This window comes from Corynebacterium minutissimum (assembly GCF_016889765.1).
Lineage (GTDB): Bacteria > Actinomycetota > Actinomycetes > Mycobacteriales > Mycobacteriaceae > Corynebacterium > Corynebacterium minutissimum_B.
On the sequence record NZ_CP069533.1, the window covers coordinates 773,694 to 791,263 of the forward strand.

12 protein-coding genes are annotated in these 17,570 nt (G+C 63.6%); 3 read left to right on the forward strand and 9 right to left on the reverse strand.

Going from position 1 to position 17,570, the window contains the following annotated elements; genetic code table 11:
* Window positions 1–2: 2 nt before the first annotated feature.
* Both I6J26_RS03595 and I6J26_RS03600 read right to left on the reverse strand, forming a co-directional pair.
* Window positions 3–1,229: an ABC transporter substrate-binding protein gene (locus I6J26_RS03595; protein WP_115023339.1), complete on the reverse strand. Its 1,227-nt coding sequence runs from the start codon at window positions 1,227–1,229 to the stop codon at window positions 3–5.
* 191 nt (window positions 1,230–1,420) lie between these two features.
* Window positions 1,421–1,699 carry a DUF3618 domain-containing protein gene (locus tag I6J26_RS03600; RefSeq protein WP_115023342.1) on the reverse strand — a complete coding sequence of 93 codons (279 nt, stop codon included), beginning with the start codon at window positions 1,697–1,699 and terminating at the stop codon, window positions 1,421–1,423.
* Between the two features lie 124 nt (window positions 1,700–1,823).
* Here I6J26_RS03600 and bcp point away from each other — a divergent pair, with 124 nt between their 5' ends.
* Both bcp and I6J26_RS03610 read left to right on the forward strand, forming a co-directional pair.
* Window positions 1,824–2,294 carry a thioredoxin-dependent thiol peroxidase gene (gene bcp, locus I6J26_RS03605; protein WP_115023344.1) on the forward strand — a complete coding sequence of 157 codons (471 nt, stop codon included), beginning with the start codon at window positions 1,824–1,826 and terminating at the stop codon, window positions 2,292–2,294.
* A 3-nt stretch (window positions 2,295–2,297) separates the two neighbouring features.
* Window positions 2,298–2,936 (forward strand): TetR family transcriptional regulator, encoded by a 639-nt coding sequence (locus I6J26_RS03610; RefSeq protein WP_115023346.1) that lies wholly within the window; start codon window positions 2,298–2,300, stop codon window positions 2,934–2,936.
* On the opposite strand, the gene acpS is transcribed toward I6J26_RS03610, so the two are convergent.
* The 6 genes from acpS to I6J26_RS03640 form a co-directional block, all read right to left on the reverse strand.
* A complete protein-coding gene (acpS, locus tag I6J26_RS03615; protein ID WP_115023349.1) occupies window positions 2,917–3,348 on the reverse strand; it encodes a holo-ACP synthase AcpS in 432 nt (143 codons plus the stop codon). The two genes, I6J26_RS03610 and acpS, sit on opposite strands and share 20 nt — an antisense overlap.
* Before the next feature lie 10 nt (window positions 3,349–3,358).
* Complete coding sequence (locus tag I6J26_RS03620) at window positions 3,359–4,111, reverse strand: ATP-binding cassette domain-containing protein (protein WP_115023351.1); 753 nt, start codon at window positions 4,109–4,111, stop codon at window positions 3,359–3,361.
* A 3-nt stretch (window positions 4,112–4,114) separates the two neighbouring features.
* Window positions 4,115–5,179, reverse strand: coding sequence for an ABC transporter permease (locus tag I6J26_RS03625; protein WP_115023354.1), 1,065 nt, complete (start codon window positions 5,177–5,179; stop codon window positions 4,115–4,117).
* On the reverse strand, window positions 5,176–6,165 hold the full coding sequence (locus I6J26_RS03630) for a substrate-binding domain-containing protein (RefSeq protein ID WP_395858316.1): 990 nt from the start codon (window positions 6,163–6,165) through the stop codon (window positions 5,176–5,178). The genes I6J26_RS03625 and I6J26_RS03630 overlap by 4 nt, the downstream gene beginning before the upstream one ends.
* Before the next feature lie 103 nt (window positions 6,166–6,268).
* On the reverse strand, window positions 6,269–15,166 hold the full coding sequence (locus tag I6J26_RS03635; RefSeq protein WP_239121826.1) for a type I polyketide synthase: 8,898 nt from the start codon (window positions 15,164–15,166) through the stop codon (window positions 6,269–6,271).
* A 5-nt stretch (window positions 15,167–15,171) separates the two neighbouring features.
* On the reverse strand, window positions 15,172–15,342 hold the full coding sequence (locus I6J26_RS03640; protein ID WP_181815394.1) for a hypothetical protein: 171 nt from the start codon (window positions 15,340–15,342) through the stop codon (window positions 15,172–15,174).
* A 37-nt stretch (window positions 15,343–15,379) separates the two neighbouring features.
* Between I6J26_RS03640 and I6J26_RS03645 the strand changes: the two genes are divergently transcribed.
* Complete coding sequence (locus I6J26_RS03645) at window positions 15,380–16,147, forward strand: HNH endonuclease family protein (RefSeq protein WP_115023359.1); 768 nt, start codon at window positions 15,380–15,382, stop codon at window positions 16,145–16,147.
* 62 nt (window positions 16,148–16,209) lie between these two features.
* Here the strand turns inward: I6J26_RS03645 and I6J26_RS03650 are convergent, their stop codons facing one another.
* Complete coding sequence (locus tag I6J26_RS03650) at window positions 16,210–17,412, reverse strand: SPFH domain-containing protein (protein ID WP_115023361.1); 1,203 nt, start codon at window positions 17,410–17,412, stop codon at window positions 16,210–16,212.
* Window positions 17,413–17,570: the final 158 nt, after the last annotated feature.

The window sequence follows — 17,570 nt, forward strand, 5'->3', positions numbered from 1 at the left end:
GATTAGTTGGTGCTGAAGAAGGTTCCGTCGCCAGAGACAGGCGAGTATTTCTCTTGGGCGTCGGCCCATTCCTGCTGCACGTCGATGTCGGCGTAGTCCTCTGGGTGGAGCCAGGCAGCGATCTGGAGAAGTGCCAGGTAGTTGAAAGGCGAATTGTAGAACTGGTGCCACAAGCCGTGGAGTTGGTGCTCCTTCACGGCGGTGAGATCAGGAAAGCCGGGTTGGACGTCGGCAAGCATGGCGGCGCTGTTGTGCGCGTCCTTCTCGCTGATGCCGTACCCTGCAGCCGCGAAGCCGGTGTGGCCCGTGGAGCTATCAACCTTGGCGGACCAGTCGCCGCCGGTGGCGATGATCATGTCAGGGTCAGCGTCGATGACCTTTTCGGGGGTAAGGGCGCCGGACTCGCCATCGATGAGGCCATCAGCCACGTTCTTACCGCCGGCAACGTTGACTAGCTGGGAGATGTTGGAGTCATTCCAGGAGCCACAGCAGTCCGACACACCTGCCGCGCGCCACACGAAGGTGGATGGTTTGTCTTTCACCTTCGCTGCGCGTTCTTTCACTAGGTCAACGTTCTTCTGCCAGTCCGCGATGAATTCCTCGGCGCGATCCTCGTGGCCAAAGATATCGGCGAAGATTTCCATGGTGGGGACGGTGTTCTCCAGCGGCTTGGCGCGGAAGTCGGTGACGGCGTAGGTGAGTCCAGCCTGGTCCAGTTTGTCGGTAAGTCCTGCGGTTTGGGAGGCCTCGTATTGGTCTTTGGAGAGAACAATAAGGTCTGGGTCGAGCTTGATGAGTTCCTCCACGGTGACATCACCCTTGGTAAAGCCTCCGATTTCGGGCAGCTCATTCACCTTGGGGACGGTCTTTTCCAACTCGCGATAGTAGTCGGGCACGTTCTGCTTGAGATCTGAACCGATGGCTACGACCTTGTCGAGGGGGTCGTCAGCATTAAGGACGCCGGTGGCGAATACTGCGCGCCCCTCGCCCAGGATGACGCGCTCTGGCTCCTGGTCCAGCTCCACGTGGCGGCCGGCTAGGTCCGTGAAACTCACGGCAGCGGTGCCGTCTGCAGATGCAGACTGCGTAGCGTTTTCAGCCGTTGTTCCGGCGGCACAGCCTGCCACGGTACTGGCAAATGCTGCCACAAGGGCGAAGGCGCCAACTCGTCGCCGTGCTGTCAGGTGCTGTGTGGGGCGTAGAACCACTGTGCTTCCTCGTTCTTTCATGTTCGCGTGCAGTATCGCACTCCAATAAGGACGAGTTCATAGTACACATTCAGCTTAGGCTACCCAAAGCTTAGATAGGGTAGCCTTTGCTTCTCTTGGAGAAGGCGGGGTAAAAAGAAACCCTGCCTTGGACATTTCCAAGACAGGGATCTCACGCGTGCGCCGTCGGCGCAGCGTCCGTAAAGGGGTGCTTAGCGGCGCTCAGCCAGCAGGCGCTGCAGCTCCTTGATGTCGGACTTGCGGCGCTTGGAGCGGAAGACGGAGAAAGCGATGAGGCCAACGACAGCAGCGCCGATGCCAGCGAGGGTCATCTGCACGTTGCGGTCCTGCAGCTTCTGGGTGGCAGCCCCCTTGGCGTCGTCCACGAAGTTCTGCGGCTTGCTGCGGTAAGCCAGCTCATCCAAGGTGCTAGCCAGCTGACGGCGGGTGCGCTCGATGTCGCGCTGGATATCATCAATGTTGCGTGCCACGGGAAATCTCCTGAGATTTTGACTGTGTTTTTGTTCTAACGTCGACATTCTACATTGACCCCAGCGTTGCCCGCATGTCTACTCGCGGGGTGGGTAGGACCGCGATCACGGTAGGGTGGGGACCATGACTGAAGCACAACGACTGTCCGTGGGAGACACAGCACCGGCTTTTTCCTTGAGCGACGATGCCGGCAACACCGTGAGCCTGAGCGACTTTGCCGGCCAGCGCGTCGTGGTCTACTTCTACCCGCGCGCTAACACCCCTGGCTGCACCAAGGAGGCCTGCGATTTCCGCGATAGCCTCGAGCAGCTCAACGGAATGAATATCGCCGTCGTGGGCATTTCGCCCGATAAGCCGGAGGCCTTAAAAAAGTTCCGTGAGGACCACGAACTGAACTTCCCCCTTCTGTCTGACCCCACCAAGGAAGTCATGACCGCTTATGGCGCTTTCGGGGAGAAGAAGAACTACGGCAAGGTCGTCCAAGGCGTTATCCGTTCTACCTTCCTCGTGGAGGAAGACGGCACCATTGGTCAGGCCATGTACAACGTCAAGGCCACTGGCCACGTTGCCCGCGTGCTTAAGGGGCTCAACTAGATCGTGGAATCCAGTTCAAAGTCACCGGAGATACTGGTCCCGAGGCGTCGGCCAGCGCAAGCGCGCAGCCGCGCCAAATATGACCGGATTTTGTCCTGCGCGCGTCAGACGCTCGTGGACCATGGCTTTGAGTCTTTCACCTTCGACGAGGTCTCGCGCCGCGCGGAGGTACCCATCGGCACGCTGTACCAATACTTTGCCAACAAGTATGTGCTGATGTGCGAGCTTGACCGCCAGGACACGGCGGAAATGTTGGCGGAAGTCGAGCGTTTCTCGCACCGCGTCCCGGCGCTTCAATGGCCGGACTTTCTTGAGGAATTCATCGACCGTATGGCGCGAGTGTGGCGCAATGACCCCTCGCGCCGCGCGGTGTGGCATGCCGTGCAATCGACGCCGGCGACCCGTGCCACGGCCGCGGACACGGAGTTGTCCCTGCTCAAGCCCATCGCGGAGATCCTCGAACCCCTAGCTCCCGGTATGGACGATGCCGCCCGGGTAGAAATAGCGGCCTTCCTCGTCCACACCGTTGTGTCCTTGCTCAACTACAGCATCATGCGCTCCGAGGACAGCGTCGATGGCGTGGTGGAAGAGATTAAGCGCATGCTCATTGCCTACCTCTTCGCTATTGCGACGGGCGGCTGAGAATCACCGTCGCGGTAGCGTAGTCGCCGTCGTGGCTGACGGAGAGCGCCGTGGTGTACGCCCCCAAGGATTCGTGGGCCTGGCGGGCCATCTCCCCGCGCAGCGCTAGGGCCACGCGGCCCCATGCGTCAGGGTGGACCTCAATCTCTGCCCAGTCCACGGCCTCCTCCGCCATCAGCGGTGCACCGCCGTAGCGCGCCTGGGACCATGCCTTGATGAAGGCTTCCTTGGCGGCCCAGCGCCCAGCGAGGTGTTGCGCGCGGGCAGCGCCCGTATACCCCCGGGCCTGGGCCACGCGCAGCTCGAAGGCGCTAAAGACCCGCTCAAAACTCGTTCCCGGGGTATCCAGCTGCTGAGCAAAGGAGGGAATGTGCACTAGGTCGGTGCCCACGCTCACGCCGCTTACTGTCATGCGGGCCAGCTTAGCGCGCCAGCTCCTGCTTGAGTTCCTCCAGCTCATCGCCGCCGGCCATCCACTGGGTCAACTCCGGCAAGGTGACCTCATCCTTGGAGGCATCCAAGGACATCTCTCCAACGGTCAAGACCACGAAGTGGTCCCCCACCAGATAGGCGTGCTGCGGGTTGTGGGTAATAAACACCACGCCCATGCCGCGCTCGCGGGCAGCGTTAATGAATCGCAGCACCATGCCGGACTGCTTTACGCCGAGTGCGGCGGTGGGCTCGTCCAGGATGATGTAGCGCGCGCCGAAGTAGATGGCACGCGCGATGGCGACCACCTGGCGCTGGCCGCCGGAGAGTGCGGAGAGTTCCACGGAGACGTCGCCAAGCACAATGCCCATCTCGGCCAGCTGGTCGTACGTAATGCGCTTCATCTCCGCCTCCCGCAGGCCCCCCAGTGCTCCGGTGAGTTCCTGGCCTAAGAAGAAGTTGCGCCACACCGACAGCGAGGGCACCAAGGCCAAATCCTGGTACACGGTGGCGATACCGGCATCGAGGGAATCGCGCGGGCTATCGAAACGAACCTCGTTTCCATCGACAGTGATAGTGCCACCGGTGGGCTGGTTGAGGCCCGCGAGAATCTTGATCAGCGTGGACTTACCCGCGCCGTTGTCTCCCAGAACGCAGGTCACCGCGCCTTTCTGCACGGTGAGGTTGATGCCGCGCAGGGCATGGAAGTTGCCGAAGGTCTGAGAAATATCGTGCAGCTCAATCATGGTTTATCGCCTCTTGGTGAAGTTAGCTACCGACGTATTTGTGAGCACAGCAAAAAGCAGCATCGCGCCGAGGAAGAACTTGAACCAGTCTGGGTTCCAGCCGGCATACACGATGCCCTGATTGGTCATGCCGAAGATGAGCGCGCCGATGGCCGTGCCCACCGCGGTACCGCGCCCGCCGGTCATGGAACAGCCACCAATAACGGCGGCGATGATGTAAAGGAACTCGTTACCAATGCCCTGACCTGCCTGGATGGAATCGAAAGCAAACAGCGTATGCATGCCCACAAACCACGCGGCAAAACCGACGAACATAAACAGCGCCACCTTGACGCGGCGCACGGGCACGCCGACGGCACGGGCGGCAGCATCGTCGCCACCGACGGCGAAAATCCAGTTTCCCCAGCGTGTTTTGTACAGCACCCACGAGGCAATCGCCACGAAGAGGATCCACCACAGGACCGTGGCACGGATACTCAACGAGCCCACGTGCAGGGTGCCAGCGAACACCACACGTGCGGAGGGAAAACCTTCCATATCCGCGATGGTGGGTGTGGCGACCTGGCCGGTGACCAGCTTGGTAATGGCCAGGTTGAGGCCCTGCAGCATGAGGAAGGCCGCCAAGGTAATGAGGAAGGAATCAATCTTGGTGCGCGTGACCAACAAGCCGTTGAGCGCACCGATGGCCAGCGCGGTGAGCAAGGACAACCCCACACCTACCCAGGAGTTGAGGTGGAAATTGTAATTGAGCATCGTGGCCACGAGTGCCGCCGAGGTCACGGCCACACCGGAAGACAGGTCGAACTCGTTGCCAATCATGAGCAGGCCCACCGCGAGGGCTACAATGCCCAGCGTAGAGCTGGCATACAGCACCGTGGAGAAAGCCTCCAGGGAACGGAAAGCGGGGGCGACAATCATGAACAGGGCAAAGATGACCACCGCGCCGAGCAGGCTAGCCAACTCGGGGCGGCGGATAAGACGGGAGAATCCGCTGCGACGGGCCAGGCGGGTATCGCCTGTGCTTGCCGACGTCTCCCCGTCCCCCCTCACCGGCACCGCCTCACTCATCGCAGGCCCTCCTTGGCAGACTCAGAGATTATGTCCACGTTGGTGGAATCCACGAAGGACGGACCGGTGTAGACCGGGCGACCGCCGCCCAGAGTGGAGCCGTTACGGTGCGCTAGCCACAGGGCGTCGACAGCGAGGTAGCCCTGCATGTAGGGCTGCTGGTCCACGGCCCATTGGACTGTGCCGTCCGCGATGGCGTCGACAAGCTCAGCGTTGGTATCGAAGGTGGCGACCTTCGCTTCCGAACCAGCATCCGCCACCGCGGCGGTCGAGCGCATGGCCACCGACGCCTGCAGGGCCATGACCCAGTCGATGGACTTATCCTGCGCCAGCTTGGCGTTGATGGTGGACTGCGCCGCAGTGAGGTCCTTGCCGTTGACGTAAAGGATCTCCACCTTTCCGCCAGCCATGCCCTCCTTGAGGCCGGCACAGCGCGCCTCCTGGGAGGAGTTGCCCTGCTCGTGGATGACGCACAGCGCGTGTTTGGCGCCATCGTCCTTGAGGCGCTCACCAGCCTTGGTGCCCGCGACCTTTTCCTCTTGGCCGAAGAAAGCACTCATGCCGTACTTTTGGTAGTCATCCATGCCGGCATTCAGCCCCACGGTGGGGATTCCAGCGTCAGCTGCCTTCTTAGCCACAGGGCCAATAGCGCCCGCATTCGGCATGGTCACGGCGATGCCGTCCACTCCCGAGTCAATGGCGGATTGCACCAGGTTGGCCTGGTTGGGAGCCTCCGGGTCTGAGGAATAGCGCAGCTCGATATTGTCCTTGCGCGCCGCATCCTCCGCGCCCTTGCGCACGAGGTCCCAGTACGTGTCACCGGGCGCGCCGTGGGAGACCATGGCGACAACGAGGCGTTCGGTATCAACGCCTCCGGCAAGATCACCGTCGGCGCTGGGCCGGGGTGCGCCACCTGTGGCGGAGCATCCCCCAATCGTGGCGGCGAGGACAACAGTAATTACACCAAGTAAAGGTTTTGTGCTGATTTTCACCCTTGCATGGTGCCCCAGCCCACACCTCGGGTTCAACCCGTCTGACCTGCTTCTTTATCGTTTCAGACGGTGCACGCTGGGGGTATCCGGCAGCTTTCTACCCCCGCTCGGCGTCGGGTTCGAGTACTCCGTTGCGCATTCGCGCGCCTTCACTGAGCAGCACGGCCGCCTCGCGTTCCTTGACCTCCGCGGCGGGTCCGCCGCCCAGGTTGCGATCCACCGGCCTCTGGTAGAGCGCCGAACCGCCTCGCATGGCGTCCTCGAGGCGGCGCAAGCCAGAGCGCTCTCTCGCCTCGGCTCTCTCGCGCCATGCCAGTGCAGTGTCGTCGCCGCATTCAGCCACGAGTGCTGACACGAAGGCCTCTGGGTGCACGACCGCAATGAGCGCGGAGACATGGCCGAAGCCCAAGGACGTCACCAGCCCCGCTTTGGGCGGGGTCCGGCGCAGGTCCAGCGGCTGGCGCAGCCACACCAGGTGTTCGTGCCGGCGCAGCTCAGGATCCACGCAGTCCAACGAGCGGTTCGGCGGGACGATACCTCCGCGCAGCACCTGGCACAGCCCGATGAGCTGAAAGGCGGCGGCTCCGCCTTTGGCGTGGCCGGTCAGGGTCTTTTGTGAAATAACGTAGAGCGGGTTCCCGTCGCTGCGCCCGAGGGCACGCGCGATGCGCTCATGTAGGTCGGACTCGTTGGGGTCATTGGCGCTCGTGGAGGTGTCGTGCTTGGACACTACCGCGATGTCGTCCGGCGAAACCCCGAGTTCTGTGAGGGAACGCGCCAGGCGAGAGTCGGCTCCCCCGCGCGCCGCAGACAGCGCGCCGAGGCCCGGCGCGGGGATGGAGGTGTGCGCGCCGTCAGCGAAGGACTCGGCAAAGCCCACCACGCCGAGGACCGGCAGGCCCAGCTCCGCGGCTAGACTTCCACGCGCAAGCAGCAGCGTGCCGCCACCTTCAGACTCGACAAAGCCGCCGCGGCGGCGGTCGTTGGCCCGGGAGAAGAAGCGGTGCTCGATGCCCTTGGCCTCCATTTCTGAGCTATCGGCAGTAGCCGCCATGTCGCCGAAGCCTGTAATCCCCTCGACGGAGAGTGCATCAATCCCGCCGGCGACAACGACATCTGCCTTGTGCAGGCGCAGCTTGTCCACGGCTTCCTCGACGGAGACCGCCGCCGTTGCGCATGCCGCTACTGGATGCACCATCTGGCCGTAGCCGCCGACGTAAGACTGCATCACGTGCGCGGCAATGACGTTGGGCAGGGCTTCCTGCAGGATGTCGTGCTGTCGGGGGTGGGCGAGGAGCTTGTCGACGTACAAGGAGCGCAACGCCTCCTGCCCCGCCATCCCGGTTCCCTGGGTGGAGCTCACCCGCGCCGGGTGGACGTGGGCAAGCAGCTCGGCCGGGCTAAAGCCGGCGGTGAGGAATGCCTCGACGGTGCACACAAGGTTCCATAGCGCCAGGCGGTCCACGCTATCCAGCATGTCCGCCGGGATGCCGTAGACCGCAGGATCGAAGCCTTCCGGAATCTGGCCGCCGACGAATCGTGTCATGGCTACGCGCCGCGGCACGCGTACAGCGGATCCGGCAGGGCGGGTCACCTGCCACTCGGCCTCACCGCCAGGGCTCGTGAGCACTCGCCGCATCGTGGCACCTTCGCAGCTATCCACGAAGGACCGTGCGGTGGCTTCATCTTCAACGGCGAAGGTAAGCGGTTTCTCCAGGTAAATGGTGGTGAGCTCAGGTGCGAGGTTATCCACCATGGGCAGGTGCGGGCCAAAGTCATCGTGGAAGCGGCGCACGCCGATTCCGGCGAGAACCTCATCGTGAAAGCGGTCGTAGATGTCCTCTTCTGCGATTGTTTCACCCTCCGGCGTGGTCCACGCTGCGGTGGCGTCATCCCACGCCACGAGGCCTCGACTCCACGCCAGTTCCAGCACGCCCGCGGCGGAGAGATCTCCGCCGACTTCCACCTCGAAGCGCGTGCGCGCCGTGCCCAGCGGGCCCAGCTCCCCTGCTCCGACGATGACGACCATGTCCTCCAGGGACTGGGTAACCCCATCGAAGCTGGGTGTTGTCCAGTCCAGCGGTGCGAGTACGTTCGGCAGAGCCTTGACGGTGCGCGGCGCTGGGCTGGGGGACTTGGTGGGGGTCGGGGGGACGTCGCCAAGCACGGCGTCGCGAGAGAGCTTAGCCAAGTCTAGGTCGGCCCCAGCCAAACCACCGGTGAAGTCCATGACCACCGGTCCTTCGGCAGCCTGGATGAGGATGTCCTCGTTCGCGGCGTTATCCACAAGGCACATCGCCATGTCCTTCGCCGAATACGTGCTCACGCCGCGGGCCTCAACCTGGTCGACGAGTGGATCGTTGGCCGCCATGAGCCCCGTGCCGCGCACCCAGCCAATGAGTGCGTGGACAAGCGAGGTCCGCGCGCCCCAGGTGTTCTGCTCGGAGTACCAGCGCTGCACCAGGGCGTCGAACGCCGCCTTGGCCTCGCCATAAGCGCCGTCGCCACCGAAGCGCCCGCGATTGGGCGAGCCTGGAAGCACCACGTGCAGGCGATGCCCCAGGTGGGTATCCGCGCCCAGCGCGGACAGGCCCGCGATGAGCTTTTCTACTGACCACAGCAGCAGGCGCATCTGGGCTTCTGATTCAGGACCAGCCTCCGCCACGGTGCCGCTCACGCGCGGGGCAGCAAAGGGGAAGAGCAGGTCGGGAACGAAAGCTGGCTTGCGCAGCGTGGTCTTTCCTCCCACGGTATCCGCCTGCTCTGAGCCGATCCACTCCACCAGCGCGTCGATGTCGGCGAAGGAGTTGAGGTTGGCCGGGACTACCCACAGCGCCGCGGTGCCGACGGCACGAGTGCGGTATAACTCCTTGAAAAACTCCAGCCGGTCCGGAGTAAGCTGCGAGGTCGTCGCGATAACCGTGGCGCCTTCGACGAGCAGCTCGGAGATGATTTCCGCGCCAATCGAACCCGGCGAGCTACCCGTCACCACGGCCACCTGCCCAGAGTGAAGAAGGAATTCACCGGGTACCTCAGCATCCACCGCTTGATGGTGATAGCCCAGGTACTCGGCCATACGCGCAACCTCTGCGCCAGCACCAAGGACATCAAGGGGCGGATCTTCTACGCCCGCCGCCGCAGCGCGGACAAGGCCCTCGCGGGCATAAGCCCAGCAATCATCAAACAGGACAGCCTTCTTCGCGTCGAAGGCCGGCGCTACGCGCTGCGCCCAGTCCGGGCCCACTTCCCTGGCCACGAGTTCAGCAAGGTGCTCGTCATGCCCCGCCGCCTCACCGCGCACCGCATCATCACCGTGCTCAGTGCCGTCACGGCCGAGGGCCTCGAGCAGCGAGCGTGCGGAATCCTCGAGTGCGGATTCGAGTCGTTCCGTGTACGCAGCCAGCGCCGCTGGATCCACAACGGTGTCAGCGCTGGCGTGCGGCACCCGGGCCACCGTGACGTCGGCGCGGGTCGCGGTGGCTACAAGGGAGGCGTCGATAAGCTCATCCAGCTCCTGTGCGGTGCTGGCAGCGCTGACGGGTAATGTGGCCAGCTCCCCGCCGCGCAGGGACGCGCCCTCCCGGCTGCCCAGCACAAGCTCCGCCAGGGTGCGGTCGACCCACCCCGGGCCCAGACCCCACTCATTGTTCACACGCTCGGCAATGTAACCCGGCTTCTTCCCCGCCGGTCCGGTCACACGACGCACAGCCTGCGCTACCTGCTCGGTAAGCACTGGGCCAAATGCGTGATAGCCCGGCGCGCGCTGCGCCACGGTCTGCGCCAGCTCGCTCACCGGCATATCCGCTGCACCATCGATGGCGGCGATGCCGAACTCTACGCCTAGGTCCAACAGCAGCTGGTTGCGGCGGGAGGATACGCCCTCCACCAAACCTTCAATCGTGTCGGTGGCCGCAATCTGATCAGGACGCACCTTCGTCCATAGCGCGATAAGCATCTCAACCGCCTGCTGTGAGCTCAGCGGCTGGTCAGTAACCTTTTCGGTCGCGGCAACGGGGGTGGCTGTGTGGGTAGCCGACAGCTCATCGGCCGCGAGCTGTGGTGTGGGCTGTGACGGCTGAGAGTGCTCATCCGTCGGCACGGTCTCACGCGCCGGTGCCGGCTCTGTGTCCTCGGCGAAGACCCGGGCATGGTCGCGCTCGGTGTTGAGGACCTCGACCTGAACGCCGTCGTACTCCGGCAAGCTAAGTGTCTGCCCCATCATGTTGGCCACGGTGGGGGCGTGCCCCACGCCGATCTCGACGAAGCGCTCTATTCCTAAGCCCGGAAGCCCGGCGGCAGTGTGCGCACCGCGCGGGGTCAGCAACAGGTCCTGCGTTTCGATCCACCGCACCGGGGAGGCAAACTGCCAGGCCAGCAGCTCCACTAGCAGTGTGCGGCCAAGCTTGTGCGGGTGCGCTGCGGCTGCTGCGAAGTCCTCCAGAATGGCCGCGATACGCGGCGAATCAACAACGTCTGCGATGGCCTCCACAAAGTCACGGTCCACGGCGAATGGCCGGGCAACGAGGTTGGGGACGTAGCGCCCCACCAGCACGTCGAGGTCGATATCCTGCGGGATGAGCTCATCTAAGTGCGCACGGAAATCATCTACCCCGTCCACTAAGCGTGAGGAGTGGAAGGGCACATCAATGCCGGGAATGGGGACAAAAGCGCGCTCGCCGGGCGCCCAGTGCTCGGCGTTTTCCTCGATGGCAATAAGGCCATCCACCGTGCCGGCAATGGCGTACTGGCGCCCGGCCACGTTGTAGTTGACCACCTCGAGGAACTCCCCGGTGACCTCAATGGTCTCGGCGATGTAGTCCGTGACCTCATCGGCGCGCATCCCCATCTTGTGGGGCCTTAGCGCGCCCAGTCCGTAGCGCGAATAGCCCTCGGCATCACGCTCCACGAGCCGGTCCATGGTGAGGCCACGCACATAGACGATCTCCAACACGGCCTCGAGCGAAAGCACCTCGGCGTAGGCAGCCAGCGCGTTGTACTCGCCTACGGAATGCCCGCCAAAGGCCGCAGTGCTATCCAGTACCCTGGCCTCCTTCAGCGCAGCAATCTGCGCGCAGCCCAGCGTAGCCATGGCTACCTGCGTGAACTGGGTAAGGTACAGGACACCATCGGGATGGGAATACGTCGTGCCGCGCACGACCACGATGTCCGGGTTATTCCGCACAATCTCCAGAATGGAAAAGCCCAGGTGTTGTCTCGTGTGGGCGTCGGCGCGTTCCCACACCGCGCGTGCCGCGGGCGAGGTCCCGTACTCCTGCATCCCCATCCCCGGGGCCTGAATGCCCTGGCCGGGAAAAGCATAGAAGGTGCGTGGTGCGCTCATCACAGCGCGCGCTTCCAACACCACCACGCCAGCACTCGTCGCGGTGACGGAGCGGACTTCGCCGTGGCCGCCGCGCTTGTCGACGCCCACCCGGTCCACCACCAGCTCCACCTCACTGCCCGGGCGTACCGGCGCGAGCATGGTCGCGGACCACTGCAGGACTCGGGCCCCGTCGAAGGCGGCAGCAGTCTGCGCCAGCACTGACGTCCACATGCCATGCACGATAGGGCCATCCTCGAGCCCCGCCAGTGCTGCGGCGTTCGCAGACACGTGTATGGGGTTATGGTCCCCCGTCACTACCGCGAAAGGACGCAGGGATTCCGGCGCCGTAACGGTGCGGCGGTGACGGAAAGACCGCGGGGTCTCTCGAATGAACTCCGAGGAGTCCTCAGCGGAATCATCCGTGGCCGGCGCAACGCGAGTGCCGACGCGGCCAGGGATGAGGAAACGTTCGCGCAGCCGGGCGAGGTTGCCGTCGTGATCGATGCGTACCGCAATCTCCACCACGCGGCCCGAGGCTGTATCCCACACGCCGCGCAGTCGGGCGGTGGCCTGCACCTGTAGGGGATCTGCGCCCGGCTCCGCCGCAGCAGCGAGAAGCCCTGCAGCCCCTTCGGTCAGTTCCACCGAGTGTGCAAGGTGCACAAGGTTGAGCAGGCCCTCAACCACGGGCTCCCCCACCACGACGTGCTCTCCGGCCGTGCGGGCCACTGAAATGACGGCAAAAATGGCCGGCCACGCGGTACCTACTAACACGTCGGGCACGACTGGGCCATCGGCGCTACCGGCACTGGTCACAGAAACATAGTTCGCCATGTCCGCCGCATCGAGGGTGGCCGTAACCGTGGCGCTACCGCCATCTACCTCCGGCAGTGTTCCCCCAGCAGCCACTCGGGCTAGCTCCCGCATGGCGGAAGCAGCATCCTCTGCGCTGACGACGGGCGAAGCACCCGGCACACGCGGTGCAGCGATGCGCACGCGCAGCGTGGAGTCAGCATTCGCAGCACTGCGGGCGCCGACACCAAGAGGAACGGTGAACCAGAAGTCCGCGGGGTCTGTGCTCACCGGTTCGAGGGTCGCGCCGGGCAGGTTGAGGCGTAGCGGGTTCGCCTGCTCGCGGCCAGCCCAGTTGAGGCACGGCGCCCGGCGAAGGAGTTCCTCAGCGGTGGGCGCGGGGGCATCCAGGTGTGGAGTGGGGGCTGCTGAAAGCAGGTCGATAGTGGCCTGCTCGAAGCGCTTCAGCAACTGCGCAACCGGTTCGTTGGCGTATTCAATGCCCTCGACGCCCGCTGTACCTGGGATGATGCAGACACTGTCGGCATCGAAGTGCTCGTCGTGGGCCTGCCACAAGGAATCCTGGCGGAAGCGGCGGCGCACGGCAGCATCGATAATCGGCACAAACCCCGGTGGCTTACCGGGGCCGTCAAGGAGGGACACGAACCACGCAGCATCCGTCGGGTGAAGGGCAGCGTCACCGTAAAGCTCAACAAGCTCATCAATTGCGGCCGCAGGGTCGGCGGCATCGACTGTGACCTGCAGGGCTATCTCACCGTGGTCAACGTCGTGCAGTCGGGCTTCGGCGCGCGCCACTATCTTCTCGAAGCGAGTACACCACGATTCATCTGTCCAGCCGTCGTGGAAGGATAACTCCACATAACGTCGCAGCCACTCGGCGTAGCTCATGGCGTCAAGGTCCCCAAAGTAGGGTTTGCACGTCTGCGCTAGGGCAGCAGCGATCTCCTCGCGGTGAGCGGACACCAGCTCCTCATCACCCGCAACCGCATCGAGCAGACGCCCGGCGTGGGCGAAGGAATTATCCAGCTCGTGGATGCTGGCGCCGAGGTCGGAACGGCCCGAAGTGACATCGTCTTCCGTGGCAGCAACGAGTGCCTGCTTCACCGACGCCGACGCCGTGGACTCGGCAGTGGCCATCGCGGCAGTGCCGATCATGATGGCGTCGACAGGTGCTGCGGGCAGGCCACGACGCCGCGACCACTCGCCGGTGAGGTACTCCGCGCCCTGAGTCGGGGTGGCGATGCCGCCGCCAACGGCAAGCAGAACGTTGGGGTGCCGACGGATATCGTCATAGGTGGCGGCAAGGAGCTCGTCGAGGTCCTCAGCGGAGTGGTGGCCGCCGGCTTTGCCACCTTCTACCTGCATTATGAGCGTGGTAGACACGGCACGGGCGATGGCCAGCACCTGCTTGATTTGTTCCACCGTGCCGGGTTTGAAAGCTACCCACGGGATGTTCTCTGCGTGGAGGCGCCGTACCAGGTCACATGCTTCCTCGTGCGGCGGGATTCCGGCGGAGATGACTACGCCGTTGAGCGGTGCCCCCGCTGCACGCGATCGTGGGATGGCACGCTGGCCTTCAATCTGGCGCCGCCACTGCGAAGCAGATAAGTACAGAGCATTGAACTGGGCATTAACCCCCGGCGCGAGGAGACGCGCGAGTCTCTCCAGGTTCTGGTCCAGAATGTCCTCGGTATGTTGGCCGCCGCCAGCGAGCTCCGCCCAGTGCCCAGCATTGGCAGCCGCGGCAACGATTTCCGGATCCACTGTGGTTGGTGTCATGCCAGGCAGCATGACCGGGGAATAGCCGGTCACTTCAGTAAAACGCGAAGAGAGGCGTCCGCCGACGAGGCGCGGCGCGAAATCAGACCAGGCTGCCGGCACGGCAGAGGCACGGCCGGGCGCGAAGAGCTGCGCTTGGCCCTCAGCAGTACCCACGGCTAGGGTTCCCACGCCACGTCCGGCCACCGCCTCTCGGGTTAGCGGCTCAACACCGCGGGAGGGGCCTATCTCCAGAATCCAGCGCGCGCCGGCGGCAACCGCCTCGTCAACGCGGGCAGGCCAGTCAACGGTATCTGTCAGCACTGCGCGGGCAAGCTCGCCGGCAAGGACTAAATCGAGTTCGAGGTCGGCGGCCCAGCGCTCCACCTGTTCCACAGCTGGAGCTAGGGCCGGATGGTGGAAGGCGGCATCAACATCAAGGTCCGTGAAGGTCACCTGTTCGCCTGCCATGGTGCGACGCACGCGGGCAAGCTCCTCCGGGGTGCCCACGATGACGCTGCGTTCGCGGCCATTGATGAGACCGATATGGGCACCTAACTCGTGGAGTTGTTCCTGCGTAGCTCCGTCAACCGCCACCATGGGCGCTCCCTGGGCGGTGCGCACAAACCCGTGGATGCGGGCAGTCGTCGTCAACGCAGCACCAATGAGCCGGGCTATGGCCAGGGCCTCGCCTGGGGTCGCGCGACCAGTCGTCACAGCGGCGGCAAGAACGCCTTGGGAATGACCAAGACTCAACACGGCATTAGATATATCTAGGCCCTGTGCCCGCACAGACTCCATGACCGCAAGCTGAGCGCACAAGATACCCGGAGTGGACACAGCAGGGGCGGATAGCGCGAACCCAGGCTCGGACTCCGCCCACGTTAGTGGTGCGAAGCCGTGCGGGGAGGCGGGAAGGAGGGCGTCGCTGAGCGGAGCGAGTATCTCTTCCGCGTCGGCGAGGTACGCGGCAATCTGCGGCCGCACCCCCGCAGCGAGTGCCTCCCGGAGGGTAGGCAACCAGGTATAACCTTGGCCGGAAAAGGACAGCGCATAAGGCGCCGCGCTTACTCCCGGCGCAGCAATGTTAGGGATATCCACGCGCGCTATTCCCCCAAGACACGCGCTACGCGTTGAACTGCTTCGTCGAGGGAGGGCTGCGTTTGGGGCTTGGGCAGGCCGCAAAAGACCTGGCAGGCGTGGTCCGGAACTACCTCGGCGGAGCGGGACAGGCCACGCTCGGCGAGGTACTCGTCAAAGAACATATCGATACTCATACCGACATCAGATTCTACCCACTAGGATCAATGCGTCATGGCCTCTCGCACCCCCTTCTTTCTCGCTGCTCAACTCAACGTCCTCGTTGCTGCATTGGTGGTGTGCGGCCTGCTACTTCCCTCCCCTGCCGAGCAACCAGACACTGCGCAGGGCAACGCGCCCTCATCTACGCGCGAGCACCCTACGCACGCCCCTTCCCCGGACAGCCCTGAGGTTGACACAGACAGTCCCGCGGCGGCCGACGCCCTGGCTGCGCTGGATTCCTTGGAAGTCAAAGGCCGCGCGCCGATGACGGGTTACGATCGCGCGCACTTTGGGCAGGCGTGGTCCGACGATGTCACCGTCGAGTTTGGCCATAACGGCTGCGATACTCGCAACGACATCCTCCGCCGTGACCTGGACAATCTTGTCATCAAAGAGGGCACCTTTGACTGTGTAGCGATGTCCGGCACGCTGCATGACCCGTACTCTGGGCAGGTCATCGACTTTCAGCGCGGGGCGGGGACATCCGAGGCTGTACAGATTGACCACGTTGTCGCGCTGGCCGACGCCTGGCAGAAAGGCGCCCAGCACTGGTCACCCGAGCAGCGCCGCAATTTTGCTAATGATCCACGCAACCTCCTCGCCGTCGACGGGCCACTCAACCAGCACAAAGGCGCCGGCGATGCCGCCACGTGGCTACCTCCCCATCGGGCCTTCCGCTGCGAGTACGCGCAGCGCATCGTCGACGTGAAGGCGGCGTATGGCGTGTGGGTAACCGAAGCAGAGAAAGAAGCGCTCAGCCGCCTGCTGCAGGAGTGCTAAAGACAGTAAAAGGGCCTTCCCGGTATATCGGGAAGGCCTTTCATCATTGCTACGAGCAGTGTTTAGTTGCCGTTGTTGTTCTGGTTGAGCTGGTTGCGCAACTGGTTGAAATAATCACGCGCGGACTGCGGCTGGGCGTTGCCCTGCGGAGGCGTGGGGAAGCCCGGCATGTTACCGAAGCCCTGCTGCTGTGCATTCTGGACATGTTCTTGGGCCTGCTGCTGAGCGCGCTTAGCTTGTTCCATGACTTCAGCGTCACGGCTGGCGCGCTCGTCTCGTTCACGCCGCTCCTTCTCCTCTCGCCGGCGGCGCGCTTCGGCGAAGTCCTCGCGGCTGCGCTTCGCCTCCCCGGCGGGCACGGACGGCTTCGGAGCGGAGTTGATGGCGTCGGTCGACAGGAGCGTGTCGCGCATGCCGCTGAAGAGGTCCTGCATGCCGCCCGGGTTAGACGGCATGTAGAGCACGTTGGTGTGCGCACGGTCCGCCACATCCACCATGGCGTCAAGGTACTGAGATACCAGCATGAGGGTCTCTGGGTTCTCCTCCACACCGGCGGCACGCAGCAGCTCGTACTGCTGAGCGATACCTTCGACAATTTCCTTACGCTGGTCAGCCACACCGCGACCCTGTAGCTTCTTGGCCTCGGCCGCACCTTCGGCTTCCTTGACCACGCGAATCTTCTCAGCCTCTGCCTGGGCTACGGCAGCCTCGCGTTCACGCTGTGCTGCGTTAATGGAGTTCATGGACTCACGCACACGGGCATCCGGGCGAATATCGGTGACAAGGGTGTTGACGAAGTTCCAGCCGTAGGCAGCCATGTTGTCGCGCAGGGACATAGCCACGTTGCGGGCAATGGTGTCCTTGGAAGAGAAGGAATCATCCAGGTTCATGTTCGCCACAGACGAGCGAACGTTGTCCTGCACATAAGCCACAATCTGCTGCTCATGGTTGGACAAGGTGTAGAAAGCCTGACGCTCGCTGCCTTGGACCACCTCATACTGCACGGCCACAGGAATCTGGACGAAGACGTTGTCCTTGGTCTTAGTCTCCACCATGACGTCAAGCTGGCGAATCTGCAGACTGATCTTGGCGCGGACGCGGTCGACCAACGGCACCTTGAGGTGCAAGCCCGCGTGGGCAACGTTGACGAACTTACCCATCCGCTCAATGATGGCAGCTTCCTTCGTACGGACGATGAAGAAGCCGTCGAAGGCGAGGGCGGCGAGAAGCAGGACTATCACGCCAAAGACAATGAGGGGACCCATGGATTAGCCTTTCTAGGATCAGTTCACTTTTCGCAACTATTTTGCCATAACGTGACACCCGCCACGAGGCGGTGCGGAGCACTCCCCAGCAATCGTTGCTAACTATTAATACTTAATACTGCTGTGCCCAGAGTGCCCTAGCCGTTCACCCTAGCGCT